The organism is Amycolatopsis saalfeldensis, from assembly GCF_900110575.1.
Taxonomy (GTDB): Bacteria; Actinomycetota; Actinomycetes; order Mycobacteriales; family Pseudonocardiaceae; genus Amycolatopsis; species Amycolatopsis saalfeldensis.
In genome coordinates this window covers 327,578-352,007 of record NZ_FOEF01000003.1, presented here as the reverse complement: position 1 = coordinate 352,007, position 24,430 = coordinate 327,578, and the positions used below count along the sequence as shown (strand labels likewise).

General features: G+C 72.6%; 22 protein-coding genes. 9 read left to right on the top strand and 13 right to left on the bottom strand.

Annotation, left to right across the window (positions count from 1 at the left end; genetic code table 11):
- Positions 1–99: 99 nt before the first annotated feature.
- From BMY97_RS09275 to BMY97_RS49545, 3 genes are all read left to right on the top strand, one after another.
- Complete coding sequence (locus tag BMY97_RS09275; RefSeq protein WP_143086165.1) at positions 100–522, top strand: hypothetical protein; 423 nt, start codon at positions 100–102, stop codon at positions 520–522.
- Positions 523–580: 58 nt separating this feature from the next.
- The gene (locus BMY97_RS09270) at positions 581–955 is read left to right on the top strand and encodes an RNA-binding S4 domain-containing protein (RefSeq protein ID WP_177231249.1); all 375 of its coding nucleotides are present in this window, start codon (positions 581–583) and stop codon (positions 953–955) included.
- A 604-nt stretch (positions 956–1,559) separates the two neighbouring features.
- Positions 1,560–2,276 (top strand): carboxylesterase/lipase family protein, encoded by a 717-nt coding sequence (locus BMY97_RS49545; protein ID WP_177231248.1) that lies wholly within the window; start codon positions 1,560–1,562, stop codon positions 2,274–2,276.
- Here the strand turns inward: BMY97_RS49545 and BMY97_RS09265 are convergent.
- From BMY97_RS09265 to BMY97_RS09245, 5 genes are all read right to left on the bottom strand, one after another.
- Complete coding sequence (locus tag BMY97_RS09265; protein WP_091615440.1) at positions 2,179–3,417, bottom strand: IniB N-terminal domain-containing protein; 1,239 nt, start codon at positions 3,415–3,417, stop codon at positions 2,179–2,181. The genes BMY97_RS49545 and BMY97_RS09265 overlap by 98 nt on opposite strands.
- A 308-nt stretch (positions 3,418–3,725) precedes the next feature.
- Positions 3,726–7,091, bottom strand: a complete 3,366-nt coding sequence (locus BMY97_RS09260; protein ID WP_091615438.1) for a serine hydrolase — start codon at positions 7,089–7,091, stop codon at positions 3,726–3,728.
- A 92-nt stretch (positions 7,092–7,183) separates the two neighbouring features.
- Positions 7,184–7,975, bottom strand: coding sequence for a DUF6338 family protein (locus BMY97_RS46950; protein ID WP_177231247.1), 792 nt, complete (start codon positions 7,973–7,975; stop codon positions 7,184–7,186).
- A gap of 5 nt (positions 7,976–7,980) precedes the next feature.
- Positions 7,981–8,178: a hypothetical protein gene (locus tag BMY97_RS09250; protein WP_091615432.1), complete on the bottom strand. Its 198-nt coding sequence runs from the start codon at positions 8,176–8,178 to the stop codon at positions 7,981–7,983.
- Between the two features lie 64 nt (positions 8,179–8,242).
- The gene (locus tag BMY97_RS09245; protein WP_091615429.1) at positions 8,243–10,987 is read right to left on the bottom strand and encodes a ricin-type beta-trefoil lectin domain protein; all 2,745 of its coding nucleotides are present in this window, start codon (positions 10,985–10,987) and stop codon (positions 8,243–8,245) included.
- A gap of 211 nt (positions 10,988–11,198) precedes the next feature.
- Here BMY97_RS09245 and BMY97_RS09240 point away from each other — a divergent pair, with 211 nt between their 5' ends.
- Together BMY97_RS09240 and BMY97_RS09235 are read left to right on the top strand one after the other, a co-directional pair.
- On the top strand, positions 11,199–12,341 hold the full coding sequence (locus BMY97_RS09240; RefSeq protein WP_091615427.1) for a glycoside hydrolase family 88/105 protein: 1,143 nt from the start codon (positions 11,199–11,201) through the stop codon (positions 12,339–12,341).
- A 193-nt stretch (positions 12,342–12,534) separates the two neighbouring features.
- The gene (locus BMY97_RS09235) at positions 12,535–14,964 is read left to right on the top strand and encodes an alpha-L-rhamnosidase-related protein (protein ID WP_091615425.1); all 2,430 of its coding nucleotides are present in this window, start codon (positions 12,535–12,537) and stop codon (positions 14,962–14,964) included.
- Here the strand turns inward: BMY97_RS09235 and BMY97_RS09230 are convergent.
- The 4 genes from BMY97_RS09230 to BMY97_RS09215 all read right to left on the bottom strand — a co-directional run bounded on the left by BMY97_RS09230 (position 14,951) and on the right by BMY97_RS09215 (position 19,403).
- Positions 14,951–16,879: a hypothetical protein gene (locus tag BMY97_RS09230; RefSeq protein WP_091615421.1), complete on the bottom strand. Its 1,929-nt coding sequence runs from the start codon at positions 16,877–16,879 to the stop codon at positions 14,951–14,953. The genes BMY97_RS09235 and BMY97_RS09230 overlap by 14 nt on opposite strands.
- 125 nt (positions 16,880–17,004) lie before the next feature.
- Positions 17,005–17,619 carry a TetR/AcrR family transcriptional regulator gene (locus BMY97_RS09225; protein ID WP_091615418.1) on the bottom strand — a complete coding sequence of 205 codons (615 nt, stop codon included), beginning with the start codon at positions 17,617–17,619 and terminating at the stop codon, positions 17,005–17,007.
- A complete protein-coding gene (locus tag BMY97_RS09220; RefSeq protein ID WP_091615416.1) occupies positions 17,616–18,479 on the bottom strand; it encodes an oxidoreductase in 864 nt (287 codons plus the stop codon). The genes BMY97_RS09225 and BMY97_RS09220 overlap by 4 nt, the downstream gene beginning before the upstream one ends.
- A gap of 45 nt (positions 18,480–18,524) precedes the next feature.
- Entirely contained in the window at positions 18,525–19,403 is an 879-nt protein-coding gene (locus BMY97_RS09215) for an EamA family transporter (RefSeq protein WP_091615413.1), read from the bottom strand.
- Between the two features lie 68 nt (positions 19,404–19,471).
- On the opposite strand from BMY97_RS09215, the gene BMY97_RS09210 reads away from it, so the two are divergent.
- The 4 genes from BMY97_RS09210 (at position 19,472) to BMY97_RS09200 (ending at position 21,984) form a co-directional block, all read left to right on the top strand.
- Positions 19,472–20,323, top strand: coding sequence for a LysR family transcriptional regulator (locus BMY97_RS09210; protein WP_091615410.1), 852 nt, complete (start codon positions 19,472–19,474; stop codon positions 20,321–20,323).
- Positions 20,324–20,583: 260 nt separating this feature from the next.
- Positions 20,584–21,177 (top strand): TetR/AcrR family transcriptional regulator, encoded by a 594-nt coding sequence (locus BMY97_RS09205; protein ID WP_091615406.1) that lies wholly within the window; start codon positions 20,584–20,586, stop codon positions 21,175–21,177.
- A 100-nt stretch (positions 21,178–21,277) separates the two neighbouring features.
- The gene (locus BMY97_RS46945; protein ID WP_177231246.1) at positions 21,278–21,415 is read left to right on the top strand and encodes a hypothetical protein; all 138 of its coding nucleotides are present in this window, start codon (positions 21,278–21,280) and stop codon (positions 21,413–21,415) included.
- A gap of 104 nt (positions 21,416–21,519) precedes the next feature.
- Complete coding sequence (locus BMY97_RS09200; protein WP_091615403.1) at positions 21,520–21,984, top strand: HNH endonuclease; 465 nt, start codon at positions 21,520–21,522, stop codon at positions 21,982–21,984.
- Between the two features lie 38 nt (positions 21,985–22,022).
- Here BMY97_RS09200 and BMY97_RS09195 read toward each other — a convergent pair whose 3' ends face one another.
- From BMY97_RS09195 to BMY97_RS09185, 4 genes are read right to left on the bottom strand one after another with little or no spacing between them, the layout of a single operon-like run.
- Positions 22,023–22,607: a uracil-DNA glycosylase family protein gene (locus BMY97_RS09195; RefSeq protein ID WP_091615401.1), complete on the bottom strand. Its 585-nt coding sequence runs from the start codon at positions 22,605–22,607 to the stop codon at positions 22,023–22,025.
- Positions 22,608–22,648: 41 nt separating this feature from the next.
- On the bottom strand, positions 22,649–22,846 hold the full coding sequence (locus tag BMY97_RS09190; protein ID WP_091615398.1) for a LuxR C-terminal-related transcriptional regulator: 198 nt from the start codon (positions 22,844–22,846) through the stop codon (positions 22,649–22,651).
- 9 nt (positions 22,847–22,855) lie between these two features.
- On the bottom strand, positions 22,856–22,981 hold the full coding sequence (locus BMY97_RS49065; protein WP_281246889.1) for a hypothetical protein: 126 nt from the start codon (positions 22,979–22,981) through the stop codon (positions 22,856–22,858).
- Entirely contained in the window at positions 22,978–24,429 is a 1,452-nt protein-coding gene (locus BMY97_RS09185) for a rhamnulokinase (RefSeq protein ID WP_091616248.1), read from the bottom strand. Before BMY97_RS09185 ends, BMY97_RS49065 begins: the two co-directional genes overlap by 4 nt.
- Position 24,430 lies beyond the last annotated feature (1 nt).

Below are 24,430 nucleotides of genomic sequence, written 5' to 3'. Positions count from 1 at the left end.
CGCCGCGCTGCCACGGTGTTCCGCGGCTCGCGCGGCCGCTCTATCATCGGGCGCGAAACCCCGGCGGCGGACCGGGCCGGGTGGGGACGGGTGTCGAAGATGGGCTTGATCAGCCTGCTGCTCCTCGCCGGCGGCGGCGTGCTGATGTACTTCGGCTTCGACGCGAACCTCGGCCTGTGGATCGGCGGCCAGGCCGTGGTCATCGCCGGCCTCGTCCTGCTGGCCGTGCGCGGCGCGGTCCGCGGCTCGCGCCGGCGCGCGCGGCTGATGCGGTCCGGGGTGCCCGGCACCGCGACCGTCACCGCGTTCCGCGACACCGGGATCACCACGAACGACAACCCGAAGGTCGAATTCACCCTCGAGGTCACCCCGGCCGACGGCACCCCCGCCTTCACCGCGACGACCCGCCACACCGTCTCACGGCTGGAGCTTCCCTTTGTCGGGCAACAGTTCCTCGTGCGCTTCGACGCGGCCGACCACACCGGCCTCACCATCGCCGGCCCCGCCGGGACCCCGGCCTGAGCACGGCCGGCCCGGCCCCAGGAGCGCGCCGGGCGCGGAACCGGGCCATCATGGACGAGTGGAATCGACCCGAGTGGACCGGTGGCTGTGGGCGGTGCGGCTGACCAAGACGCGCGCGGACGCCGCCGCGGCGTGCCGGGGCGGGCACGTCCGCGTCAACGACCGGCCCGCCAAGCCCGCCACCTCGGTGGTGGCCGGCGACGAGGTGCGGCTGCGCAACGGGCAGCAGACCCGGATCGTCGAGGTCGCGCGGGTGATCCAGAAGCGCGTCGGCGCCCCGGACGCCGCCACCTGCCTGATCGACCGCACCCCGGCCCCGCCGCCGGAAGCCTCGGTCCCCGTCGCCCGCCGTGAACGCGGCGCCGGCCGCCCGACCAAACGCGAACGCCGTGAGCTGGACGAATTCCGCGCGCAGCAGGGCCGCCTCGGCTGATCCCGCGCCGGTCCGCCCTGATCAGGGATGCCGGTCCGCCTTTCTGATGACGCCACACCGCGCCCGCGCGGCTACCCGTTCGTGGCATCGAAGACGGGACGCCGGCCGTGCTCAGGCGAAAACGGTGGCCGGTGCCACTCGGCACGGTGGCGGCCCTGGCGGTGAGCGAAGGTGTGACGGCCGCAGCGCCGGCCGGTGCGGATGGCGGGCTGATCGCGCAAGCCGCCGGATCAGCACCCGGCGACCTGGTCGTCCGCACTGCCGCCGGGTCAGTCCGTGGCACGGCCGACGGCACCGTGCGCCGGTTCCAGGGGGTGCCCACGCCCAGTCGCCCGTGGGCGGTCTGCGGTGGGCGCCGCCGCGGGCGGGTCGTGGGCGAGGGTTCGCGACGCCGGGAAGCCCGGGCCGCGGTGTCCGCAGGCCTCCGGGCAGCCCGGTCGGGTGCCGAGCACCGACGAGGACTGCCTGTACCTGAACGTCAACTACCGGCTCGGCCCGCTCGGCAATTTCGCCGCGCCTCAGCTGGGCGCCGAGACCGGCTTCGGCACTCAGGACCAGCTGCGCTGCGCTGGGTCCGGGACAACGCGGCGGCGATCCGCGCAACGTGACGCTGTTCGGCGAGTCCTCCGGCGCACTGGCCACCTGCGCGGTGCTCACGTCGCCGCGGGCGGCTGCGCTGCAGCCGAGGGCGGACGCGGCGGCCAAATTCTGTTGCCAGGGAACGGATTCCGCGGTGCTGGCCTGCCTGCGCCGCGTGCCCGTGAAGGCCTGGCTGGACGGCGGGTACACCGAGGTGTTCACCGCGGCGCCGTACGGCATCCCGGTGCTGCCCGCGTCACCGGTGGACGCGATGCGCGAAGGCCGGACCCCGCACGTGCCGGTGCTGTTCGGCACCGACCGCGACGAGCTGCGGCTGTACGTGGCCGCCGACGCACGGGCGCTCGCCGTCCGCGGCCGTCCGGTGCACGCCTGCCAATTCGCCGACCGGGAGGCGCCCGGCACCCAGGGATACCCGATGCCACCGGGCTTTCCGCTCGTCGCGGCCCACGGCCTGGAGCTGGCCTCGTTGTTCGGGCCCGCGTCCCTGGAAAGGCTTACCACTGCGGGCTTTGGCGTCCGGTCGGGGAAGGCTGAGGCGCGAGCGCGCAAAAGCGGGCCCGAGTCTCCCCATCGGAAGACCCGGGCCCGCTCCGCAGTCAGTTACCCGAGCTCAGGACCTGGTTTCAGTGCCCGATGTGCAGGTCGCCCAGCACACCCTCGACACCGTGGTGCAGGTCGAGGCCGCCCGCGAGGTCGTGCGTGTGGTTCTCCACGTTGCTGACCAGGTCACCGGAGTGCGAGGCGCCGGTGAGGTCGCTGGTCACCGCGTCGCTGCGGATGCCCGTGTCGGTGTGCTCGCCGGCCGCGGCCAGCGCGTGGTTCACCGCGTCGCCGGCGACCGGCAGGTGCGAGGTGGCACCGGCGAGGGTGTGGGTGACCGAGCCGACGGTGGACGAGACGTCCGGCGTGGCCGGCAGCGCCGGGACGCCCGGGACCGCGGGCACGGCCGGCAGCGCCGGGACACCCGGAACGGCGGGCAGGCCCGGAGCCGAGGCACCCGGGACCGCCGGCAGGGCCGGGACCGCGGGCAGGGCCGGAAGCCCGACCGGCAGCGCCGAGACGGCGTGGTCCAGCGAGCCGGACAGGTCGCCGGCGGCACCGAAGTCGCCGTGCGCCTGGATGTTCTCGGCGTTGACGCCCACCGGGGTGGAGCCGATGGCGCCGTTGACCGCGCCGAGCAGGCCGCTGCCCTGGACGCGGACGTCCTCGACCACTCCGCTCAGCGGGCCGCCGACACCGGGCACCTCGCCGACGGTGCTGACCGCGGCCTTCCACAGCAGCGCGTCGCCGAGGTGGTTGGTGGTGGCGTCGACCGCGCTGCCGACCAGCTTGCCGTCGAAGAGGTGGTCGCCCACCGCGCTGACGGTGTGCTGCAGGTCGATGGCGCCGGCGTCGACCAGCGGGCCGACCAGCGGCACGCCGCTGGTGGCGCCGGCGACGCTGTCCACGATGCCGGAGACGTCGCCGAGGGCGCCGTGCGTGGCGGTGTTGAGGCCGGTCTGGTCGGCGATGTCGCTGACCGCGCCGAAAACGCCGCTCAGGTCGAGGGGCGGCACACCGGCGGTGGCGGCGTGGACGGCGTCCTCGGCCTGGGGCGCGGCCGCGGCGAGCGGCGATGTCGCGGCGGCGTGGTCCAGCGTGCCGGTGACGTCACCGGTCGCGAACGCGGCCGGCGAGCCGGCGGCGGGCAGCGGCGCGGTGTCCATGACCAGCGGCATGATGTCGTGGACGTCCGCCGCGCTCAGGTCCCCCAGACCGGCGCCGTTCAGCACAGCCTGCGGGTTGGCGTTGTACTCCGCCAGTGCCTGGGGGTCGCTGAGAAGATTCAACGCGAATTCGTGCAGCGTCTGCACCGGGCCCATAGTTCAATTCTCCTGATAATGACAACAGATCGGCAAGGTGAGGTCGGCACCGTGATCAGCACCGTCGGACATGCCGACGAGCCGGTGGCTCCGGGACGAACTTAGGGCGGCGCCATCTGGGGGCCAACGGGGGCCACCCCGGGTTTTGCGGAGCACCACTAGGGGGCTTCGGGACCCGGCCGATTAGGGGCACTAGGGATTCGCGAGCGGACCTGCGGATACCCGGTGGTCACAGGCCCGGACTGACCGACAGTGACCGAAAGTCACTACGAGGTGGCACGTTCGCTCACTGAAAGTGTCGATCGAAATCACTCGTTAGTGCAAGCGTGACGGCGGACCTTCGGTGTCGCGCGGCCGCCGAAGTGGACGTACTCGTCGCCGGTGGGCAGCGTGTAGAAGGTGGCCGGGAGCCAGCCCCGCCCCTGGGTGGACCGGACCACGAACAGGCCCGGCTCGACCGGGACCAGCGTGTGCTCCTGCACCTTCTCCGGCAGCAGCTCGGCGAGCGGCCCGGTGACGGTGACGCGCAGCCGCGCCCCGTCCTCGCCGCGGAACACCTCCATCAGCGCGCCGGTCCGCTCGTACGTGCCGAGGTACGGCTCGAAATCAACGTTCACCGGCTGCGCGGGCGGGCCGAGCGGCACCGGCAGTTCGACGTCCGCCAGCTCGGCGAAGACCTCCCGGTAGAGGTCCTGGTAGAGGTCGCGGGTGCGGCCGCCGTTGGTGAGCAGCGCGACGGCGAGGCCCTGTTCCGGCAGCAGCCGCAGGAATGCCGACTGGCCGACGGTGTTGCCGTCGTGCCCGATCAGCCGGTGGCCGCCCCAGCCGTACCGGATCCAGCCGAGGCCCCACGAGTCGCCGAACGCGTGTTTGTCGGGCAGGCCGGTCTGGAACGCGGCCATCGCCTCGGCGCTCTCCTGTCCCAGCACTCGGCTGCCGTCCGGGGCCAGCCCGCCGGTCAGGTGCAGGCGCGCGAAGCCGAGCACGTCCGCGGCGCTCGCGGTGATCAGCCCGGCGGGCCCGGCCGACCGCGGCAGTCCCCACACCGGGGCGGGCTCCGGCTCGTCGGCCCCGAAGTGCCCGACGGCCGCGCGGTGCAGCAGCGCCTCTTCCGGCAATGTGACGGTGTGCTTCAGCGCCAACGCGGTGATCAGCCGCTCGCGCACCACAATGTCCCATGTGGACCCGGTGAGCTTCTCGATCACCCGGCCGGCCAAGGAAAACCCGGAGTTGCAGTAGGACCAGGTGGCGCCGAGGGGATGGTTCCGCGCCACGTCGGCCAGCAGGGCGGCGTACTTCTCGAGGCAGTCGTCGCCGCGGCCGGTGTCGGTGAACACGTCGCCGTCGATGCCGCTGGTGTGCGTGAGCAGGTGGCGCATGGTCGTCTCGGCCGCGGCGGGGCCGGCCAGACGCAGCTCCGGCAGCACGTCGGTGAGCGGCGCGTCGAGGTCCAGCAAGCCCTGCTCGACGAGCTGCAGCACCAGGGTTGTCGTCCACACCTTCGAAATCGAGCCGATCTGGAAGACCGAGTCGGTGGTCGTCCCGACGCCGGTGGCGGTGCTCAGCACCCCGTGGGCGGCCTCGGCCAGCTCGTCCTCGCCGCCCGGGCGCAGCCGCAGGATGCCCAGCTGCGCGCCGGGCACCCCGTGCCGCCGAGCCAGCTCGGACAGGCGGCGCTGCCAGTGGGCGGCGTCGATCCGCGGCCGCCGCGGGCCTTCCGGACCCGCGGCGTACTGCTCGACCCAGTCGACGACGCGGCGGTTGAAGTCGAGCCGGTGCGAGGGCGAGCCTTCGAGGATGAACAGGTGACTGGCACCGGGATAGAGCACCAGCCGGGTCGGCACGCCGAGTTCGCGCAGGGCCGTGTGCCACTGCTCGGCCTGCCCGACCGGGCAGCGCAAGTCGTTGTCCCCGTGCAGGATCAGCGTCGGCGTCCGCACGTCGGCGACCTTCGTGTACGGCGACATCCCCGCCAGGTCCGGGCCGCCGGTCCACGGCTGCCCGCCCCACTCGTACTCGCTGATCAGGTGCCCCTCGTCGGAGGTGCCGGCCATGCTGGTCAGGTCGGCGGCCACGCCTCCCGCGACAGCCGCGGCGAACCGGTTGTCGCGGCTGGTGAGGTAGCAGGTCAGGTAGCCGCCGTAGCTGTAACCGGTGACGGCGAGCCGCGCCGGATCGGCCACGCCCTCGGCGACGAGAGTGTCCAGCGGTTCCAGGAAATCCTTCGCGTCGGCCACGCCCCACGCCCCGAGAGCGGCGTTGTAGAACGCCTCGCCGTAGCCGTCGCTCGCACGCGGGTTCAGCAGCAGCACCGTCCAGCCGCGGGCGACGAGTTCCTGATGGTAGAGCCGAATCGGGTCGGCGACGCCGCTCCACGCGCCGTGCGGGCCGCCGTGGATGTCCAGCAGCAACGGCCCGGGACCCTCGACGGCGGGGTCGCGCATCAGCCAGCCCTGGACCACCGTGCCGTCGGAAATCGTGAACTCGCGCTCCTCGCGGCGGAACAGCTCGACGTCCTCGAGCCCGTGCCGGGTCAGCACCGTCTCCGTGCCGGTGGCGAGGTCGACGCCGACGATTTCGCCGTACGAGCCCGGGGTGGCCAGCACGATCGCGGCGGTCCCGCCCGCGACGGACAGGCCGCCCACGGTCCGCCCGGCGCCGCTCACGACCGGGCGCGGCCGGTCACCGTCGTCGACCGGGACCGAGTAGAGGTGGGTGCAGCCGCGGTCGCGGACGCAGAACAGCACGTCGCGGCCCTCGTTCGTGAGCTGCGGCAACGCGCCGGGGTACGCGGGCCCGCCGGGCATCAGGTTGCGGTCGAGTGAGGCCGCGAGCTCGGCCGGCGGGCCGTCGAACGGCAGGCGCAGCAGGCGAAGGTGCCCGGTGGCGTCGCTTTCCGCGCCGATCACAACCAGTCCCGAACCGTCGGCGAGCCACTCGGCAGTGACGCCGACGCCCTCCTCGAGACCGGCGAGGACCGGCTCGGCCGCGGGGCCGTCAGTGTCCACTGTGTACACCGGCTGGCGCGCGACGAGGTCGGCGTCCGGCGCGGTGGCCGCGGCGAAAGCGAGCTTCCGGCCGTCCGGCGACCAGGCCGGGTCACTCGTGTGCCAGTCGCCGTCGGTGAGCCGGCGGACCTTCTTCGCGGCGACGTCCAAGACGTGCAGGTGGCTGCGCAGCGAGCGCAGCCGCCCGGCGCCGTCGGCCTTGTGGCCCAGGCGATCCACCGTCATCGGGGCGTCCGCGCGACGGGTGCGCGCCGCGTCGTCCTCGTTCTCGGCGGCCTCCCGGTCGACGCCGGCGGTGAAGGCGATCCGGGTGCCGTCCGGGCTCCACACCGGGCGGCCGGCGCCGAGCGGCAGGTGGGTCAGCTGCTCGGGCTCGCCGCCGTCCGCGGGCAGGAGCCAGAGCTGCGAACCGCGTTCCTGCGCGCGCAGGAACGCCAGCTGACTGCCGTCGGGCGACCACGCCGGGGCGACGTCGGCCTCCCCGCGCGTCAACCGGCGCGGCCGCCCGGACCGGACCCCCGCCTGCCACAACGCCCGGGTGACGCGATCGGCCTCGGCATCGGCGATGCGGAGCACGTAGACCACCCGGCTGCCGTCGGGCGAAAGGGCCGGCTGCTCGGGAACCGCGATGGCGGTCAGATCGTCGATGCGCGGGCGTCGGGCCACCGGGTGTCTCCTCGCTGTCGCTCGCTGTGCCTTCTCCACAACTACCAGTTCTCGTGCGACAGCGGATGTCCTGCGCGGTCAGGGGTTCACGCTCACCGGCCGAGGGCGGCCAGCTGGCCCAGTGCCAGGAGTTCCAGGGCCAGCAGGATCACCAGCCGCGAGTGGGCCGGGATCCGCGGCACCCGGCGGCGCCGGGCCGGGGCGGGACCGTCGTCCGGGACCACGTTGAGCACGTGGATGTCCTTGATCTCGTTGCCCCGGATGATCACCACGCTCCACCCGTCGGGCTCCAGCGACTCCCACGGTTCGCCGACCGGTTTGGTGATCAGGTGCGGCCGGCCGAGGGTCAGCTCACGGGCGTCGAGGTCGAGGCCGTTGTCGTAGCCGGCGAGACGGCCGCGGTAGAGCACGCCGCTGGCCGTGCGCACCTGCAGGTAGGTGAATTCCGGCGGTGGCAAGCCCTGGTCGGCCGCATCGCGCCGCGGTATCCGGTCGAAGTAGGAGACCCATTGGCTCTCCTGCCGGATCTCCGCGTGCGCGTTCTTCCCGGGCGTGTTGTACAGCCACACGGCCGGGATCGTCATGGTGAGGACCAGGAACCAGGCCACCGTCCAGGCCACCAGGCCGAGGTGCGCGGCCAGGTACCCCGGCTGGGACAGCAGGGCTTGCGGGTCGGCGAGCAGCCGCGGGTCGAGCGCGCGGAATCCGCCGAGCAGGATCAGCGCGGTCAGGCTCACGAGCACCCCGGCCAGCAGGATGCGCGAAACCTCGACGAAGGCGGAATCCCCGCGTCCCGGGCGGGAGCGCTGGCGGATCAGCTCATACCAGATCCCGGGAGCCAGGATGAGCAGGAGCCCGGCCAGGCCGCCGGCGGTCGACGGCACCACGGTTACGCGCCGCTCGGCTCCGCCTCCGGATTCGCGGCCGGGGCCGGCGTCACGGGGTCCGGGACCGGCCGGAGGGGATCGGGCACGGAATGGACGCGGATGACCGGGGTCTCAGGGTCGTGGGTCCCTCCCTTGTTGAAGGTCTCGTCCAGCTGCCGCGCGGCCGTCTCGTAGTTCGCTGACTGCTCGTTGTCCGCCATCGTTCGACTCCCGCCGGATCGGCTGTGCCCTCTGCCGACGCGGTCGCTCGCCGGGGCCCCGGCGTTACGCCCGCGTCCACTGCTGGCTCGCCGATCCCGTGCAGCCGGAGACCACGAGCGGGGTGCTGTCCGCGGTGCCGCCGCCCTCGGCGTCCAGGCATTGGCCCGACGCGACGTTCACCACGGCGCCGTCCGAGCGGACCCGCCACTGCTGGGCCGCGACGCCGGTGCACTCGCTGATCTGGAGCGGGGTGCCGTCGGCCGTGCCGCCGCCGACCACGTCGAGGCAGCGGTTGCCGAACACGGTCAGCTGGTTGGTGGCGGTGGACGTCCACTCCTGGTTGCTGCCGTGGTGGCATTCCCACAGGGTCGGGCGGACGCCGGGCGTCGAGTCTCCCGCGGGCACGTCCGCGCACCGGCCGGACGCGCGGCCCTGCAGCATGCTCGGCGCCGGACTGCGGGCCCAGCCCTGGTTCGGGGCGCCGGTGCACGACGCCGTGCCGAGCCCGTCGGCCGGCGCGGTGCCGGACGCGGCCAGGCACTGGCCCGAACCGCCGTTCACCACGGTGCCGTCGGCCTTCAGGTCCCACTTCTGCGCGGCCGCGCCGGTGCAGTCCTGGATCCGCGCGGCCGCGGGGTCGGTTCCGTCGAGGCATTTGGTGCCGTACACCATCAGCTGCCCGGCGGGGGTGGCCGTCCACTGCTGGTTCACGCCGCCGTTGCAGTCCCACAGCGCGATCGCGGTGCCGTTCTGGTCGCTCACCTTCGGCACGTCGGCGCAGATCCCGGACTCCAGTCCTTTGAGGACACCGCTGTGGTTCCCGGGCGGGGCCGCGGCCACCGACAGGTTGTCGAACAGGTCCGTCTGGTAGCCGGCCACGCCGAACCCGGCCTGGCCCGCGGGGAACGAGCTGTCCGCGGCGGTGCCGAGGGTGGCGCCGTCGAGCGTCGCGGTGATGTCGTCACCGGAGAAGCTGAGGCCGACGCGGTGCCACGAGTTCAGTCCCGGCGCGCCGGTCGTGCCCGAAGCCAGGGTGGTCAGCTCGCCGTTGCTGTCGTTCTTCGCGATCGACCACGCGCCCCGCTCGTCCAGGCGCAGCTGGTAGGCGGCCTGGCGATTCTGCGGCCGGTTCTGGGTGTTCGCCCGGCCCAGCAGGGTGACGGTGCCGGACTGCTGCAGGTCCACGTCGACCGCGACGCTGTAGTCCCGCCAGGCCAGGTCGCCGATCAGGCCGTACGCGTCGCTGTCGCCCTGCCATTCGATCGGCTTGACCGGGGCGACCTGCTGCAGGCACTGCCCGGCGCGGCCGTCGGCACACGGGCGGGACTCGAACGCGCCTTGCATGTCGGAGAAGTACTTCGCCTCGGTGCCGGTGGTGTTGCCGTCGAAGTTGTCGGAATACGGCAGCGCCAGGCCGTGCTCGGCCGGCGCGGTCGCGGTGCCCTTGCCCTGCCCGGTCGTGGTGGTGACCGAGTAGACCCGGCCGGGCTGCAGCGTCAGCGAGTACGAGCCGTTCTGCGGGGTCACGTCGGCCTGTTTGACGAAGTAGTCCGCTTGGTTGGCCGAGCCGAGGTCGCTCGACCAGACGTGCACCGCGCCGGTGCCCAGCCCGCCGGAGACCTGGACGTTCACGGTCTGCGCGCTGGTGGCACTGGTCGTCTCGTAGATGGTGGAGTAGTCCGTGCCATTGCCCGATTTCAGGCTGATGTAGCTGCCGTTCGCGCGATCGCCGCCGAGGTAGCCGCTCGCGGAGCCGGTGAGGAACTTCCAGCCGGGCTGGGTGAACTGGGTGACCTGGGCGGTCGCCCACAGGTTCTTGCCCAGCTGGTACGCGCCCGACCACGGCGAGTTCGCGGTCGCCAGGCCCACCGTGTTGAACGGCAGGTTCGGGTACAGGGCCGCGATGATCGGCCAGTTCATGAAGCCGGTCATCTGCCCGTCGAGGTAGCCGCGGGTGACGCTGCGGATCAACAACTGCGCGCCGGAATCCTGGTCCTGGGAGCCGAATTCGCTGGCCCACAGCGGTTTCCCGGTCGCAACGGCGTTCGCGCTGGAAGCACACGAGGTCGCGTCGGACAGGTAGCCGCACGGGTAATGCGCGCCGACCATGCCGACCGCCTTGCCGAACGCCGGGTCGGACAGCATGTCGTCGGCGGTCCCCCAGTCGGTGTCGTCGCCGACGATCTGCACCGAGCCGTAGCCGTTGGCGTCGAGCGAGGTGCGCAAATCCTTGTACCAGGCGGTGTTGTGGCCCTTCTCGTTCCAGCCGCCGAGGTAGCTGACGGTCAGTCCGTGCTGCTTCGCGCAGCCGAGCCAGGAGATGTCGTAGTCGATCATGTCCTGGGACCAGAAGTTCCCACCGCCGATCCAGCCGGGCGCGGCCCACGGCAGCGCGACCAGCTTGATCCCCGGGTTGCGCGCGACCGCCTGCTCCCCCAGCCAGAACTCGTAGCCGGCGTCGCAGTTCACCTGGCCGCGCACGTGCTCGTGGCTGGGCTCGGCGCCGTCGGTGGAGTTCGCGTCGCCGCCGATCTCCAGCTTCAGCAGCTGCACCGCGGCGCCGTAACCGGGCTTGAACAGGTAGTCGAGCAGTTGCGCCTGCTGCTCCGGCGGATAATCGCGCAGCAGCCGGGAATTGCCGCCACCGCCGCTGATCGCGCCGACGCCGTCGAAGGTCCGGCCCGTCGCCGTCCCGTTCACCGAAACATCGGTGGCGGTGACGGCGGTGGCCGTCGCGGCCGGCACGACCAGCGCGGCGAGGGCCAGCAGGAGCACCGCGGACAGGCGGGCGATCCGGGCCAGGACCATGGTGGGCTCCTCCAGCCGAAGCGAGGCGCCCCGCGACCAGGGCACCAAGAACAGGGAAGCGGCCGGCCGCCGGGGAAGTCAATGAAAACAACGCCCCCATCGATATATTAGTCCCGTTTTCTGTCCGGTTCTTTTCCCCGGCGGGCGGTTGACCGTTTCGGCGATTCACGCCGAAGATCACCGGCGTACCCCGGCAAAGGAGCTGGTCCCCTTGGCGAACCGTACCGTTTTCCGATTACTGTGCACCATTCTCGTCGCCGTCGGCCTGCTGCAGGCGCCGGTGGCGGCCTCGGCCGCGACGCGCGCCGACCTCTCCCGCGCGGTCGCGGATTCGACGATCGCCGCGCACCCCGCCGCCTCACTGGGACTGGGCTACACCGACGCCCTGTTCCTGCTCGGCCTGTACCGCGTTTACCAGCGCACCCACGACTCCCGGTACGTGGACTACCTCGAGGACTGGGGCGCCGCGAAGGTCAAGCCGGACGGCAGCACCGGCAACGCCTACAACGACCTCGACAGCATGCTCGCCGGCAACGTCTTCCTGATCCTCGCGCAGCAGACCGGCGACCAGCGCTATTCGCTCGCCGCGCAGCGCATCCGCACGCGCCTGGACACCTACCCGAAGACCTCCGACGGCGGGTTCATCCACAACACCGGCCTGACCGGGCAGCTGTGGGCCGACGGCGCGTTCATGCTCACCCCGTTCCTCGCGCATTACGGCGCGGACACCGGCGATTCCTTCGCCACCACACAAGCGGCGAAGCAGCTGCTTACCTACTTCGGTCACTTGCGCAATCCCGGCGGCCTGCTGTACCACGCCTACGACGAAACGCATAAGGCGAGCTGGTCCGACCCGGCCACCGGCCACTCCCCCGAAGTGTGGTGCCGCGCGGTCGGCTGGTTCGGCGCGGCGAACGTCGACGTGCTCGACGCGCTTCCGCAGACGGCGCCGGACCGCGGCGCGCTGACCGGCATCGTGCGCTATCTCGCCGACGGCTTCCGCAAGTGGCAGGACCCCGCGACCGGCCGGTGGTTCCAGCTGCCGGTCAGGCCGACGCTGGCGGGCAACTGGACCGAGACCTCGTGCTCGAGCCTGTTCACGTACACGCTTTCGCGCGGGATCCAGCGCGGGTATCTCGGGAAGGACTACCAGCCGGTGGTGGACGCCGGATACGCCGGTGTGCGAGACCGCGTCTCGATCGCCGACGGCGGCGCCACGCAGATCACCCAGATCGGCGTCGGCACGAACGTCGGCGACGCGCCGTTCTACCTCGCGCGGCCCCGCGCCACCAACGACTTCCACGGCGTCGGCGCGTTCCTCTACCTGAACGAGCAGATCACCGGCGCGGCCTGAATCCACAGTAGACACTGACCCGCGCGGCCCCCTTTTCGAAAAGGGGGCCGCGCGGGTTTCGCATGCGCCGGCTGAGCGCCGCCTTCCGCCGTCCGGCTGCCGACGGAGGTCTCTTGACACGCCTCTTAAACTTTTCCCAGCAAGAGTCTGAAACGTTTCAAACCCCGTCCCCGCTGAAGATCGAGGGTTCGCCATGAGGCATCGCCGCCTGGTCCGTGGGCTCGCTCTGGGTGTCACCGTGCTGCTCGTGCCCGCGCTGGCGAATGCGCCGGTCGACGCGGCGCCGTCCTGGCAGCGCTACATCGTCGGACCGCAGAGCCGGGACGTCCGGCCCGTCGCCGTCACGCAGGTGAGCGGCGACGTGACGAATCCACAGGGGGTGCTCGGCGCGGGCGTGACGACGCTGCGCCGCCCGCCCGCGCCCGCCAAGCCCCGGTGGCCCGCCGGCACCACCGCCACCGCGTCCAGCTCGCACGCCCCCAACAACGGCAACGATGGCCGGCCCCGCACCTACGACGCCGCGAACGCCATCGACGGGGACACCGGCACGTTCTGGAACGACGACACGCTCGCCGCGTACCCGGACAGCCTGACCGTCACCACGCCGTCGACCGCGCTGCCCGGCGTCACCCTGCAATCGAGCAGCGACGGCGTGCCGCAGGACTTCACCGTCGACACCTGGGACGGCGCCGCCTGGCACACCGCGGCGACGGTCACCGGGAACACCAAGGCCCAGCTCGCCGTCCCGTTCGACCGGCCGGTGACCACCACGCAGGTCCGGCTGACCGTGACCAAGGACCAGGCGACGGACAAGGGCGAGTTCACCCGCGTGAACGAGCTGTGGCCGGGGCTGGTCGCCGATCCGCCGGTGCCCTCGCTGGTGGTCGACTTCGGCAAGGTCGTGGTCGGGTACCCGAAGCTCGCCTTCGACGGTGCCTCGGCCGGGAATCCCGGGGTGCGGCTGGCGTTTTCCGAGACCCGGCAGTACCTCACCGACCGGTCCGACTTCGCCCGCTCCGATTTCGCCGGCGGGCCCGGCACCGACCAGCACGCCGTCCCCAGTGGACGTTCACAGTGGACGGACACGAAGGGCTGCCAGTCCGGCAGCCAGGTCTGCGCCGACGGCCTGCACGGCTTCCGCTACGTCCGGATCAGCCTCGACGCGCTGCCCGGCGACGCCCCGGCCGCGATCCCGAGCGGCGAGGTCCGCCTCGACGACGTCTCGCTGCTGTTCACCGGGGTGCTCGGCACCCCGGCGGGCTACACCGGCTGGTTCGAGTCCTCCGATGAGGAGCTCAACCGCTACTGGTACGGCGCGGCCTACACCAACGAACTCGTCACCGACACCTTCCGCGCCACCGATGTCGAGCCGCGCAACGCCGCCAGCCCGACCCTGGAAGGAAAGCTGGTGCTGCACGACGGCGCGAAACGCGACCGCGACCCGTATGTCGGCGATGTCGGAGTGTCCGGCCGCACCACCTACCTCACGCACGACACCGCGGCCGCGGCCCGCACCGTGCTCGCCGACCTGGCCGATCACCAGCGCGCCGACGGCTGGATCCCGCCCGCGTCGATCAACGACTACACGCTCCCCCTGTTCGACTATCCACTGTGGTGGGTCACGTCGAGCTGGGACTACGTGCTCTACACCGGAGACACCGGCTACGGCTCGAAGTACTACGCCGCGCTGACCAAGACGCTCGACGGCTGGTACCCGTCGATGACCGACGCGCGCGGGCTGCTGTCCAGGCCCAGCGGCTACGGCGATTACGCGTTCCTGCCCCGCGACGGCGAGGTCACCTACTACAACGCGCTGTACGTCCAGGCGCTCACCGACGCGGCCCAGCTGGCGCGGTCGCTCCACCGCCCCGCCGACGCCGACCGCTGGTCGCAGCGCGCCTCGGCCGTGTCGAGCGCGATCAACACCCACCTGTGGGACCCGGCGGCGGGCGCGTACCTCGACGCCGCCACGGGACCGGTCCGGCACGGCCAGGACGGCAACAGCATCGCGGTCGTCGCGGGGGTCGCCGACCCGGCGCGCACGGCCTCGGCGCTCGGCTACCTGGCGCAGCACACCGCGCTGCCGTACGGGAACTCGTTCATGGACAACGATTCCCTCATCGCCGGCGGTTCGCAGCGGGTGTACGCGTTCACCTCCTACCCCGAGCTGCAGGCCCGGTTCCGCAGCGGCCAGGCCGATTCCGCCGTCGACGAGATCAAGCGGATGTACGGCACGATGGCCGCGCACGACCCGGGGGTCACGGACTGGGAGGGCATCGGCCCGGGCGGCTCGATGTACGAGGGCGCCTACACCTCCGCCGCGCACGGCTGGTCCACCGGCGTGCTGCCCGCGCTGACCAATGACCTGCTCGGCGTCACCCCGCTCACCCCGGGCTTCGCGACGTTCACCGTGGAGCCGCACCCCGGGCCGGTCGCCTGGGCCCGCGGCCAGGTCCCCACGCCGCACGGGCCGATCACGGTGAGCTGGCAGAAGAACGGCTCCTCGATCGCGCTGACCGTGACCGCCCCGCCGGGCACACACGGCCAGATCCGGCTGGGCGACCGGCGTTTCACCGCCACCCCGGGCACCCACTCCTACCGCGCGGCGATCACGGCAGGGTGATGACCGTGCTGAGGGTTCCGCCGTGCGGGACCCTCAGCACGTGGATCCGGCGGCCACCGGTGGACAGGACGTTCACCGTGGTCGCCGTGACCGAGGCGGCGAGTGCGGTGCCCCAGCCGATGGTGATCGCCTTGCCGCCGCGGTGGATGGTCAGCCCGGTCGCGGTCGCGGCGGAATTCCGGCCGTGGCCGATCGGGGTTCCGTCCGAAAAGGACACTGTGTCGGTCGGCTTGAGCACCAGCGGGACCTGCTCGGTGAGCGCGCTGGTGCCCTTCACCGCGCGGGTGACCGTGTTCGGCGTGACGGTGAGCGTGGTGCGGATCCGGCCGTCCGGCAGGGCGTACGCCACCACCACCGGCGCGCTGCCGGGCACGATCCGCTGACCGTCCCAAGCCCGTCCGCCGACCTGGTAGGTGGCGTCGAGGTTGCTGCGCGCGTCCGGGTTCCCGTTGGGCAGGAGGCTCGCCCAGCACTGGGTGTCGTCCTGCTGGCTCTGCACGATCGCGCCCGCGGCCGGGTGCCACAGCAGCCCGGCCGAGCCGCGCACCTCCGAAGACGGGCGGGTGCCGAAGAACGCGGCGAGGTACAGCGCGGGCCGCCGGATGAAGGTGTACGCCTGCTTCGTCAGGTCGTCACGGCGCTGCACCGCGAAGTCCTTGCTCGCCAGGTAGGGCAGCTTGGCGATCGCCGCCTGCTTGGCCGCCTTGGAAGGCAACGATTCCCCGTACGGCGCGTGCGCGATGATCCGCGGCGAAGTGTCCTGTTTGGCCAGTCCGGGGGCCGGGCCGGACGCGGCCGCCCACGCCGCCCTCGTCGCGGCGCGGTCCTCGGCCGAGGTGAAGAACGGGGCCAGCGCGGGGACTTCGGGGACGAAGAACGAGGCCAGGTTCGTGCGGTCCGGGTCCGGGATCACGTTGTCGTAACCGGTCACCGTGGTGCGGGCGGACATGCCGACGTAGGTCAGCGAACCGGTGCCGTCCGGCTCGCGCACGACGTTGTAGCCGAACCAGCCCGCGAACTTCGAGGCCATCGAAAGCACGGTCTTGTCGCCGGTGAGCACGTAGATCTCGGCCAGCTCCGGGAGCATCACCTCGAAGTTGTAGTTGATGTCCATCCCGGTCGGCTCGTAGAAGAACCCGGCCGGGCTCTGCCCGTGCGCCGCGAGGTACGCGATCCGGCTGGCCAGTTTCGCCTGCATCGCCGCGTCCGGGTTCAGCTTCAGCGCGCGGGTGGAACTGGCCAGGCCGGAGGTGTTCTGGTTGGCGTAGTGGATCGGCGACGCCCAGATCGGGTTGGCCGGCTCGAGGAACCAGGTCATGCCCTGGTGCAGCGCGGTGCCGATCTGGCCGCGGCGGGTGGGCAGCGCGTTCGCCTGGCGCAGGTTGGCCAGCGTCTTGGCGAGGTAGCCGAGGCCGAACCCGGTGGCGGCCTTGGACTGCTCGGTCACACTGTATTCGGGCCACGAACCGTCGGCGTGCTGCAGGTTCAGATAATGCGCGATCGCCGCGTCGAGGCGTTTCAGCAGGGCCGCGTTGCCGGAGTACGGGTTCCACGAGCGCGCGTTCGCATGGAACCAGCTCAGCGTGAACACGTGCTCCTGCACCCGCGCGTTGGTCGGCACACTCGGGGTGCGCCACCAGCCGCCGCCCATATAGCCGAGCGTCGCCGGGTCGGTCACCTCGATGTCGTTCACCATTCCGGGCAGGATCGCCAGGTACGGCCCGAACCGCTGCTCCAGCGGGCTGAACAGCTTGCGCACCGGGGCGCCGGCGGGCAGCGGCGGCAGGGCCGGGAACGGCCCGGCCGGCGGGGTGACGGAGGCGGCGGCGACCCCGCCGGGCAGCGTCAGCCCGAGCCCCAGGGTGGCGCCCAGCCCCACCGTCCCGAACAGCATCCCGCGTCGCGACAAGACCATCGGTGAACTCCTTCGTCCGGCGTGGCCAAGACGTTAGGCAGCCACGCGAGACAAAGGCAAGACGCTAATACGTATTAGCTTTCCTCAGCACGAAAGTAGGGCTGAAAGGACACTTTTCCCGCCGATTACGCGCTTTCGGCGGAGGCGAGCACCCGCAGCCAGATCCGGGCGCAGGTCTCGGTCGCCGCGCGCAGTTCGCGGGGGCGAGCCGACGCCCAGTAGAACGTCCGCTCGGTCATCCAGCAGAGGCCGCGCGCCAACGCGGCGGCGCCCTCGGGCCCTTTCTCGTCCGGGATGCCACCACGGACCAGGACGCGGGCCATCGCCTCGGCGTAGGAAGCGAGCGTGTCCTGCCACAGCTCGCCGATTTCCGGGACGGCCGCGGAAAAGTCCACCGCCGCGCGCATCACCAAACCGTGCTCGCGCCATTGTTTCGCGGTGCGCCGCACGGCTTCGCGGACCGTCTCTTCGGGACTGGAGACGGTGTCGCCGGCCGCGCCGAGCGCGTCTTCGCGCAGCACGGCGACCGTGCGCGCCACCAGCGCGGCGAGCACCTCGTGCTTGGAGCCGAAGTAGAAATACAGCGAGGCACGCGAAATCCCGGCCCCCTTGGCGATCGTCTCCACCGTCATCGGCTCGACGCTCTCGTGCTCCAGCAACGCCTCGGCCGCGTCGAGGATCGCCTGCTCCCGCCGGTCCCCCTTGGTCGGGGCCGAGCGCCGTTTCCCGGGCCCGGTCACGGCCGGTTCGACACGATCTGGTGGCCGTCCGGGAAGTCGGTGGACCGCGAAAGGCCCTCCCACTCCCGCAAATCGGCTTCGACGGCCGAGCGGCCGGCCGCGACCAGGCGCAGCGCGTCGGAGCCCAGCACCAGGTGCACCGGGGGCTTCTCCGAGTCGATCACCCGGAGCACCGCCTCGGCGGCCTTCGCCGGATCGCCCAGCTGATGGCCGCTGGCCGCCTGCCGGGCCGCGCGGATGGGCTCGAACAGCTCGTCGTACTCCACAATGGACCGTTCACTGCGGACCATGGAGCGGCCCGCCCAGTCGGTGCGGAACGAGCCGGGCTCGAGGATCGTGACGTGCACGCCGAAGCCGGCCACCTCCTTGGCGACGGTTTCGAGCATTCCCTCGACCGCGTACTTGCTGCCGCAGTAGTAGGCCAGCCCCGGCACCGTCATCAGCCCGCCCATGGAGCCGACCGCGAAGATGTGCCCCGAACGCCGTTTCCGCATGGACGGCAGCACCGCCTGCACGGTCGAGGCGACGCCGAACACGTTGGCGTCGAACTGCGCGCGCAGCTCGGCGATCGGTGACTCCTCGAACACGCCTTCGTGGCCGTAACCGGCGTTCGCGATCAGGACGTCGATCGGCCCGACGGTCTCTTCGATCTCGCCCACCACGGCCGGTACCGCGTGGTCGTCGGTGACGTCGAGCTGCCGCGCGTGGGCCCGGCCCGGGGCGAGCGCCTCGAAGGCCGCGAGGTCGGCCGCCTTGCGGACGGTGCCGACCACGGTGTGCCCGGCGTCGAGCGCCCCTTGCGCGAAGGCCCGGCCGAGGCCGCTGCTGACACCGGTGATGAGGAAGGTCCGAGTGGTCATGCCATCGACTCTACATCGCGTCGGATTAAATCGACACTGTGTCGATTACGACACGGCCGGCGCCCGCCGTCCGGCGACCACCGAGTTGGCCGCCACGATGACCGCGATCGCCGTCCAAGCGGCCGCGTCGGGGTGCTGATGGAGCACCACGAGGCCGACCAGCGCGGCCAGCACCGGGTTGACGCTCATGAACACGCCGAAGAACGCGGCGGGCACCCGGCGCAGAGCCAGCAGGTCGACCAGGAGCGGCACGGCCGAGGAAAGCACTCCGGCGACGAGCGCCTGTCCGAGGGCAGCCGTCGTCGGCGGGTGGTGCGCGAAGGCGAGCACCCCGATCGGAAGGTAGGCCAGTGCGGACGCGCCGGCCGCGGCCGCGGTGCCCTGCACGCCGGGCAGGCGCCGTCCGACGGTCCGGTTCAGCAGGATGTAGCCGGCCCAGCAGGCCGCGGCCAGCAACGCCAGCCCGATGCCGGCGTAGTCCGTGGTGGGTTGCGGGCGGGCCAGCACCGCCACGGCCCCCGCGGCGGCGAGCGCGCACGCCAGGTCCGGCTTCCGGCGCGAGCCGGCCAGCGCCACCGCGAGCGGGCCCAGGAACTCCAGCGTCACCGCGAGCCCCAGGCCGATGCGGTCGATCGCGCTGTACAGCGTGAGGTTCATCGTGCCGAACACGGCCGCCAGCGCCAGGACCGGGCGCCACTGCCGCGCGGTGAACGAGCGCAGCCGCGGCCGTCCGACGGCCAGCAGCAGCGCGCCGGCCACCCACTGCCGCACCGCCACGACCCCGGCGGGGCCGACCACCGGGAAGGCCAGCGCCCCGGTCGCCGCGCCGGTCTGGTTGGCCAGCGCGCTGCCCAGCATCAGCGCCACCCCGGCGGCGCGGCGCTCCTGCGGCGCTGTCCCGGCCGCGCGTTCGGTCGTCGTCATGGCCCGAGCGTGCGCCGTGGCCATCCATGCGCAAAATGCATGAAACAGCGCGGCTATACGCTGAACGCATGGATCTGGAGCTGCGCCACCTGCGGTGCCTGGCCGCGATCGTGGACACCGGCACGTTCACCGACGCGGCGATCGAGCTGGGGGTGTCGCAGGCAGCGGTGTCGCGGACGCTGCTCGCGCTGGAGCGGGTGCTCGGCGTGCGGGTGCTGCACCGCACGAGCCGCAGCGTCGTCCCGACCACCGCGGGCGTGCAGGTCCTCGCCCGCGCCCGGCACCTGCTGGCCGAGGCCGACGAGCTGGTCCGCGAGGCCACCACCGGACACACCCGGCTGCGGGTGGGGCACGCCTGGTCGGCGCTGGGGCGGCACACCGCCGAGTTCCAGCGGCGCTGGGCCGCCCGGCACCCGGACGTCGAGCTGCTCGTGGTCCGCACCAACACCCCGACCGGCGGCCTGGCCGAGGGCCTGTGCGACGTCGCCGTGCTGCGCACCGCGGTCGACCCCCGCCACTACGCCCACCGGACCGTCGGCTACGAGGCCCGTTACTGCGCGATGGCGGCCGACGACCCGTGGGCGCGCCGCCGCACGGTCACCCTCGCCGAGATCGCCGGGCGCGAGCTGGTGATCGACCGCCGCACCGGCACCACCACGGTCGACCTGTGGCCCGAGGACGCCCGCCCGCGGGTCGGGCAGACCCACGATGTGGACGACTGGCTCGCCGCCATCGCGACCGGCCGGTGCGTCGGGATCACCCCGCACGCCACCGTCACGCAGTACCGGCGGGACGGCATCGCCTACCGCCGCGTCCGCGACGCCGCGCCCGTGCCGGTGCACCTGGCCTGGCCCCGCCGCGACCCGCACCCGGCCACCCCCGAGGCGGTCGCGCTGCTGACCGAGCTGTACGGCCGCTGAAGCCGGAATCCCGTGCCCGGAACGGGAATCAGCCGACTTCGACCGGCAAGGCGCACAGCTCTTCCTCACGGTCGACGTACGCGCCCGTTTCGCCGGGGCGGGGTCCGGCGACGGCCTTCGCGAGCATGGCGCCGGACGCGGCGGGCGAGTGCGCGAAAGGCGTCGCGGAACAAGCCGGTGGTCGGCCACCTCCGGAACTGAGTACTAATTGGCACTGAGTACCGTACGACATCCGGGACCGGATCGGCTAGCCTGGCGCCATGCCGCCGCTGCCCCCGCTCCGCGAGCGCAAACGCCGGCGGGCCCAGGAAGCCATCGTCGACGCGGCTTTCGCGCTGTTCGCCGAGCGTGGTTTCGCGGACGTGACGGTCACGGAGATCGCAGAGCGCGCGGAGGTCGGCCGGACCACGTTCTTCCGGTACTTCGGCGACAAGCAGGAAGTGCTGTTCGCCGAAGAGCGGGGGATGGCCGAGTGGCTGCTGGGCCTGCGCGCCGAGCCCGCCGAAACGCCGCCCACCTTGCGCGAGGCGCTGGACCAGGCGCGCGCCGCCGTCCACGCGATGTGCGAGGCGGTGACCGCCGACGCGAAGCGCTACCGCCTGCGCATGCGGCTCGTCAGCGACAGTCCGGAGCTGCACGACCGCGGCGAACGCAAGCTGCTGAACCTGGCCGAAGCCATGGTCTCCACACTGCGGACGCAGGGCATGCCCGAGCTGGAGGCGGCACTGGCCGCCCAGCTCGCGCTGGGGTGCTTCCGCGCGGGCCGGACCGTCGCGGGGCCGGAGCCGCGAGCGCTGGCGGCGGCCGTGGAAGACGCGTTCGCACTGCTGCTGTCCACGGTGCCGCCCGGCTGACGCCGGAAATGTCCACAGTGGAGGCGCCGGGCCGCGGCCGGGGCGTCCGGCCTGGCAATCGCAACGTTATCGGCGTTGACGGGCCGGTCCGGCTTCGGTCATGATGACCACGTCCGAGAACGAGGAGCACCCCATGCCCGGCAAGGCCATGCACCAGGCGCGCAGCAACGAGCGCGCCTCGCTGTGCGACGAGCTTTGCCCGTTGTGTGCCCTAGCGACCCCAGGCTCCCCGCCGTGACGTGCCCAGCGCGTCCTACGCAGGGAGCCGCCCGTCGGGAAACCGAGCCGGGCGGCTTTTTTCGTTCCCGCCCGCCCGACTCCCGAAGGGAGGTGCCCGTCGCCATGGGAGTACTGGTCCTCAATGCCGGCTACGAGCCCCTGCACACCGTGTCCGTCGCCCACGCGATACGCATGCTGGTGCGTGACGTGGCGGTGGTCCACGAGACCGACGGCACCGATTTCGGCGGGCTGTTCCCGCGTCCCAAGGTCGTGCGGCTGGTGCGCTACGTGGTGATGAAGTGGCGTTACTCCGGCCCGCCGCGCTGGTCGCGCCGGGGCGTGCTGCAGCGGGACGGCCACCAGTGCGCCTACTGCGGCCGCCGCGCCACCACGGTCGACCACGTGGTGCCGCTCTCCCGCGGCGGCGAGCGCACCAGCTGGCTCAACACCGTCGCGGCGTGCGGGGGCACGGCGCGCAGCTGCAATTCCCGCAAGGCCGACCGGACCCCGGCCGAGGCCGGGTTGTCGCTGCGCTTCGCCCCGCGCGTGCCTTCCTGGGACGAGCTGCACCGGCCGGCCTGGGCTTGAGGCGGTTCCTCCACCATGTCCACAGTGGAGGGACCGCCTCAGGCGAGCACCTCGCGCACCCTCGCGCGCAGCGCGGGCACCACCTCGGCCTCGAACCACGGGTTCTTCTTCTGCCATCGGAAGTTCAGCGGTGACGGGTGCACCAGCGGCAGCTTCGAGGGCAGGTAGTCCCGGTACGCGCGGACGGTCTCGGTCAGGTTCGCCCCGGCCGAGGCGCCCAGGTAGTACTTCTGCGCGTACCCGCCGACCAGCAGCGTCAAGGCGATGTCCGGCAGCCGGCCGAGCAGCCGTGGATGCCACTTGGGCGCGAAGTCCTTGCGCGGCGGCAGATCGCCGGAGGCGCCCTTGCCGGGGAAGTAGAAGTCCATGGGCAGGATGGCGAACAGCGCGGGGTCGTAGAACTGCTCGTCGGTCACGCCGAGCCATTCGCGCAGTTTGACGCCGCTCGCGTCGTCCCACGGCACGCCGCTCTCCTGCGCCTTGCGGCCGGGGGCCTGCCCGATCAGTGCGATCCGCGCGCCCGGCGCCGCCGCGAACACCGGCTCGTAGCCCAGCTCCCGCGCCCAGGCGTTGTCCGGGTCGGCCACCAGTTCCGCGCGGATCAGCTCCAGCTCGGCGGGCATCGCTCCCCTTCCTCCTGACCGGTCGCCGCTGATGCTACTGGTCACACCAGCCCGCGCCGGGCCGCCCACACCACGGCCTGGATGGGGGTCTCGAGGCCGAGGCGGTCGCAGATGGAGCGGACGCGGCGGCGGATCGTGCGGTCGGACAGGTCCAGGCGCCGCGCGATGGCCTCCAGCGGCAGGCCTTCGGCCAGCAGGGCGAGCAGGGCGATCTCCTCGCGTGCCAGCGACGCGTGCACCGCTCCTCCTCAGTCCGCGAAGACGATGGCGGGCCGGGTCCTCGGCCGCGCGAAGTCCGCGAAGGCCTCCCCACCCGCGTCGAAGTCCGTGAAGGACTCCTCACCCGCGTCGGAGGCGGTGATGGAGGCCTTCACCGCGACACCCCGGCCGGGTGCAGCCGGGCTTCGGCGGCGGCCCAGTCCCCGCCCGAAGGCGTGTACCGCCGCAGCGGCTGGGTCCGGCGGATCAGCTCGCGCATCGCGGCCAGGTCCGGCAGGCCGGCGCCCAGGGTGCGGGCCTGCACGAGCACGTTGCCCAGCGCGGCCGCCTCGACCGGGCCGGCCAGCACCGGGACCTCGCAGGCATCGGCGGTCAGCTGGCACAGCAGGGTGTTGTGGGCACCGCCGCCGACGATGTGGACCACGTCCACCGTCCGGCCCGCCAGCCGCGCGGCCTGGCGGACGGTCCGGCGGTAGGCCAGCGCGAGACTGTCCACAATGCACCGGACCAGCTCGCCGCGGGTCGCCGGCGGCCGCTGCCCGGTCTCCCGGCAGGCGGCGGCGATGCGTGCCGGCATGTCCCCGGGCGGCAGGAACGCGGGCGCGTCCACGTCCACCACGGCGCCCAGCGGCGGCGCGGCGGCGGCTTCGGCCAGGACCTCGGCCAGCTCGGCCCGCTCGTCCCGGGCGGACCACGTCCGCAGCGTCTCGGTGAGCACCCACAGGCCCATCACGTTGCGCAGGAACCGGATCGTGCCGTCGACCCCGCCCTCGTTGGTGAAGTTCGCGGCCAGCGCGGCGTCGCCCAGCTCCGGGGCGTCCAGCTCCAGCCCGACCAGAGACCAGGTGCCCGAGGAGATGTAGGCGAAGTTCGCGCCGGGCTCGGCCGGCACCGCGACCACGGCCGACGCGGTGTCGTGCGAGCCCACCGCGACCACCGGCAGCTCCGGCAGCGCCAGCTCGGCGGCCAGGTCCGGCAGCAGCGTGCCGATCCGCTCCCCCGGCTCGCGCAGCGGCGGCAGCAGCCGGGCGGGCACGCCGACGCGCCCGGCCAGCCCGGTCGCCCAGGTCCGCGCGCGCACGTCGTAGAGCTGCGTGGTGGAGGCGTTGGTGTGCTCGGCCCCGGCCTGCCCGGTGAGCCAGTAGGCCAGCAGGTCCGGGATCAGCAGCAGGGTCGACGCGGTGGCCAATCGGTCCTTTTCGGACACCAGCTGGTACAGCGTGTTGAACGGCAGCTGCTGCAGCCCGGTGACGTCGAACAGCTCCCGCTCCGGCACCGTCCGCACCACCCGCTCCAGCACGCCTTCGGTGCGCGCGTCGCGGTAGTGCACGGGGTTGCCGAGCAGGTTCCCGCGCGCGTCGAGCAGCCCGTAGTCCACCGCCCACGAGTCGATGCCGATGCCGTCCAGCGGTCCGGCGCGGTGCGCCTGGCCGAGGCCGGCGAGGATTTCGCGGTGGAGGCCGAGCACGTCCCAGTACAGCGTCCCGGCCGCGCGCACGGCGCCGTTCGGGAAGCGCCGCACCTCCTCGATCTCCAGCTGCCCGGGCCCGACCGAGCCGGCCATCACGCGCCCGCTGGACGCGCCGAGGTCGACCGCGGCCAGC

Coding starts and splice junctions, on each gene's coding strand:
- BMY97_RS09275 (WP_143086165.1), top strand. CDS start 100: ATGGGCTTGATCAGCCTGCTGCTCCTCGCCGGCGGCGGCGTGCTGATG.
- BMY97_RS09265 (WP_091615440.1), bottom strand. CDS start 3,417: ATGGGCCCGGTGCAGACGCTGCACGAATTCGCGTTGAATCTTCTCAGC.
- BMY97_RS09250 (WP_091615432.1), bottom strand. CDS start 8,178: ATGGCGGACAACGAGCAGTCAGCGAACTACGAGACGGCCGCGCGGCAG.
- BMY97_RS09245 (WP_091615429.1), bottom strand. CDS start 10,987: ATGGTCCTGGCCCGGATCGCCCGCCTGTCCGCGGTGCTCCTGCTGGCC.
- BMY97_RS09235 (WP_091615425.1), top strand. CDS start 12,535: ATGAGGCATCGCCGCCTGGTCCGTGGGCTCGCTCTGGGTGTCACCGTG.
- BMY97_RS09230 (WP_091615421.1), bottom strand. CDS start 16,879: ATGGTCTTGTCGCGACGCGGGATGCTGTTCGGGACGGTGGGGCTGGGC.
- BMY97_RS09220 (WP_091615416.1), bottom strand. CDS start 18,479: ATGACCACTCGGACCTTCCTCATCACCGGTGTCAGCAGCGGCCTCGGC.
- BMY97_RS09215 (WP_091615413.1), bottom strand. CDS start 19,403: ATGACGACGACCGAACGCGCGGCCGGGACAGCGCCGCAGGAGCGCCGC.
- BMY97_RS09210 (WP_091615410.1), top strand. CDS start 19,472: ATGGATCTGGAGCTGCGCCACCTGCGGTGCCTGGCCGCGATCGTGGAC.
- BMY97_RS09205 (WP_091615406.1), top strand. CDS start 20,584: ATGCCGCCGCTGCCCCCGCTCCGCGAGCGCAAACGCCGGCGGGCCCAG.
- BMY97_RS46945 (WP_177231246.1), top strand. CDS start 21,278: ATGATGACCACGTCCGAGAACGAGGAGCACCCCATGCCCGGCAAGGCC.
- BMY97_RS09200 (WP_091615403.1), top strand. CDS start 21,520: ATGGGAGTACTGGTCCTCAATGCCGGCTACGAGCCCCTGCACACCGTG.
- BMY97_RS09195 (WP_091615401.1), bottom strand. CDS start 22,607: ATGCCCGCCGAGCTGGAGCTGATCCGCGCGGAACTGGTGGCCGACCCG.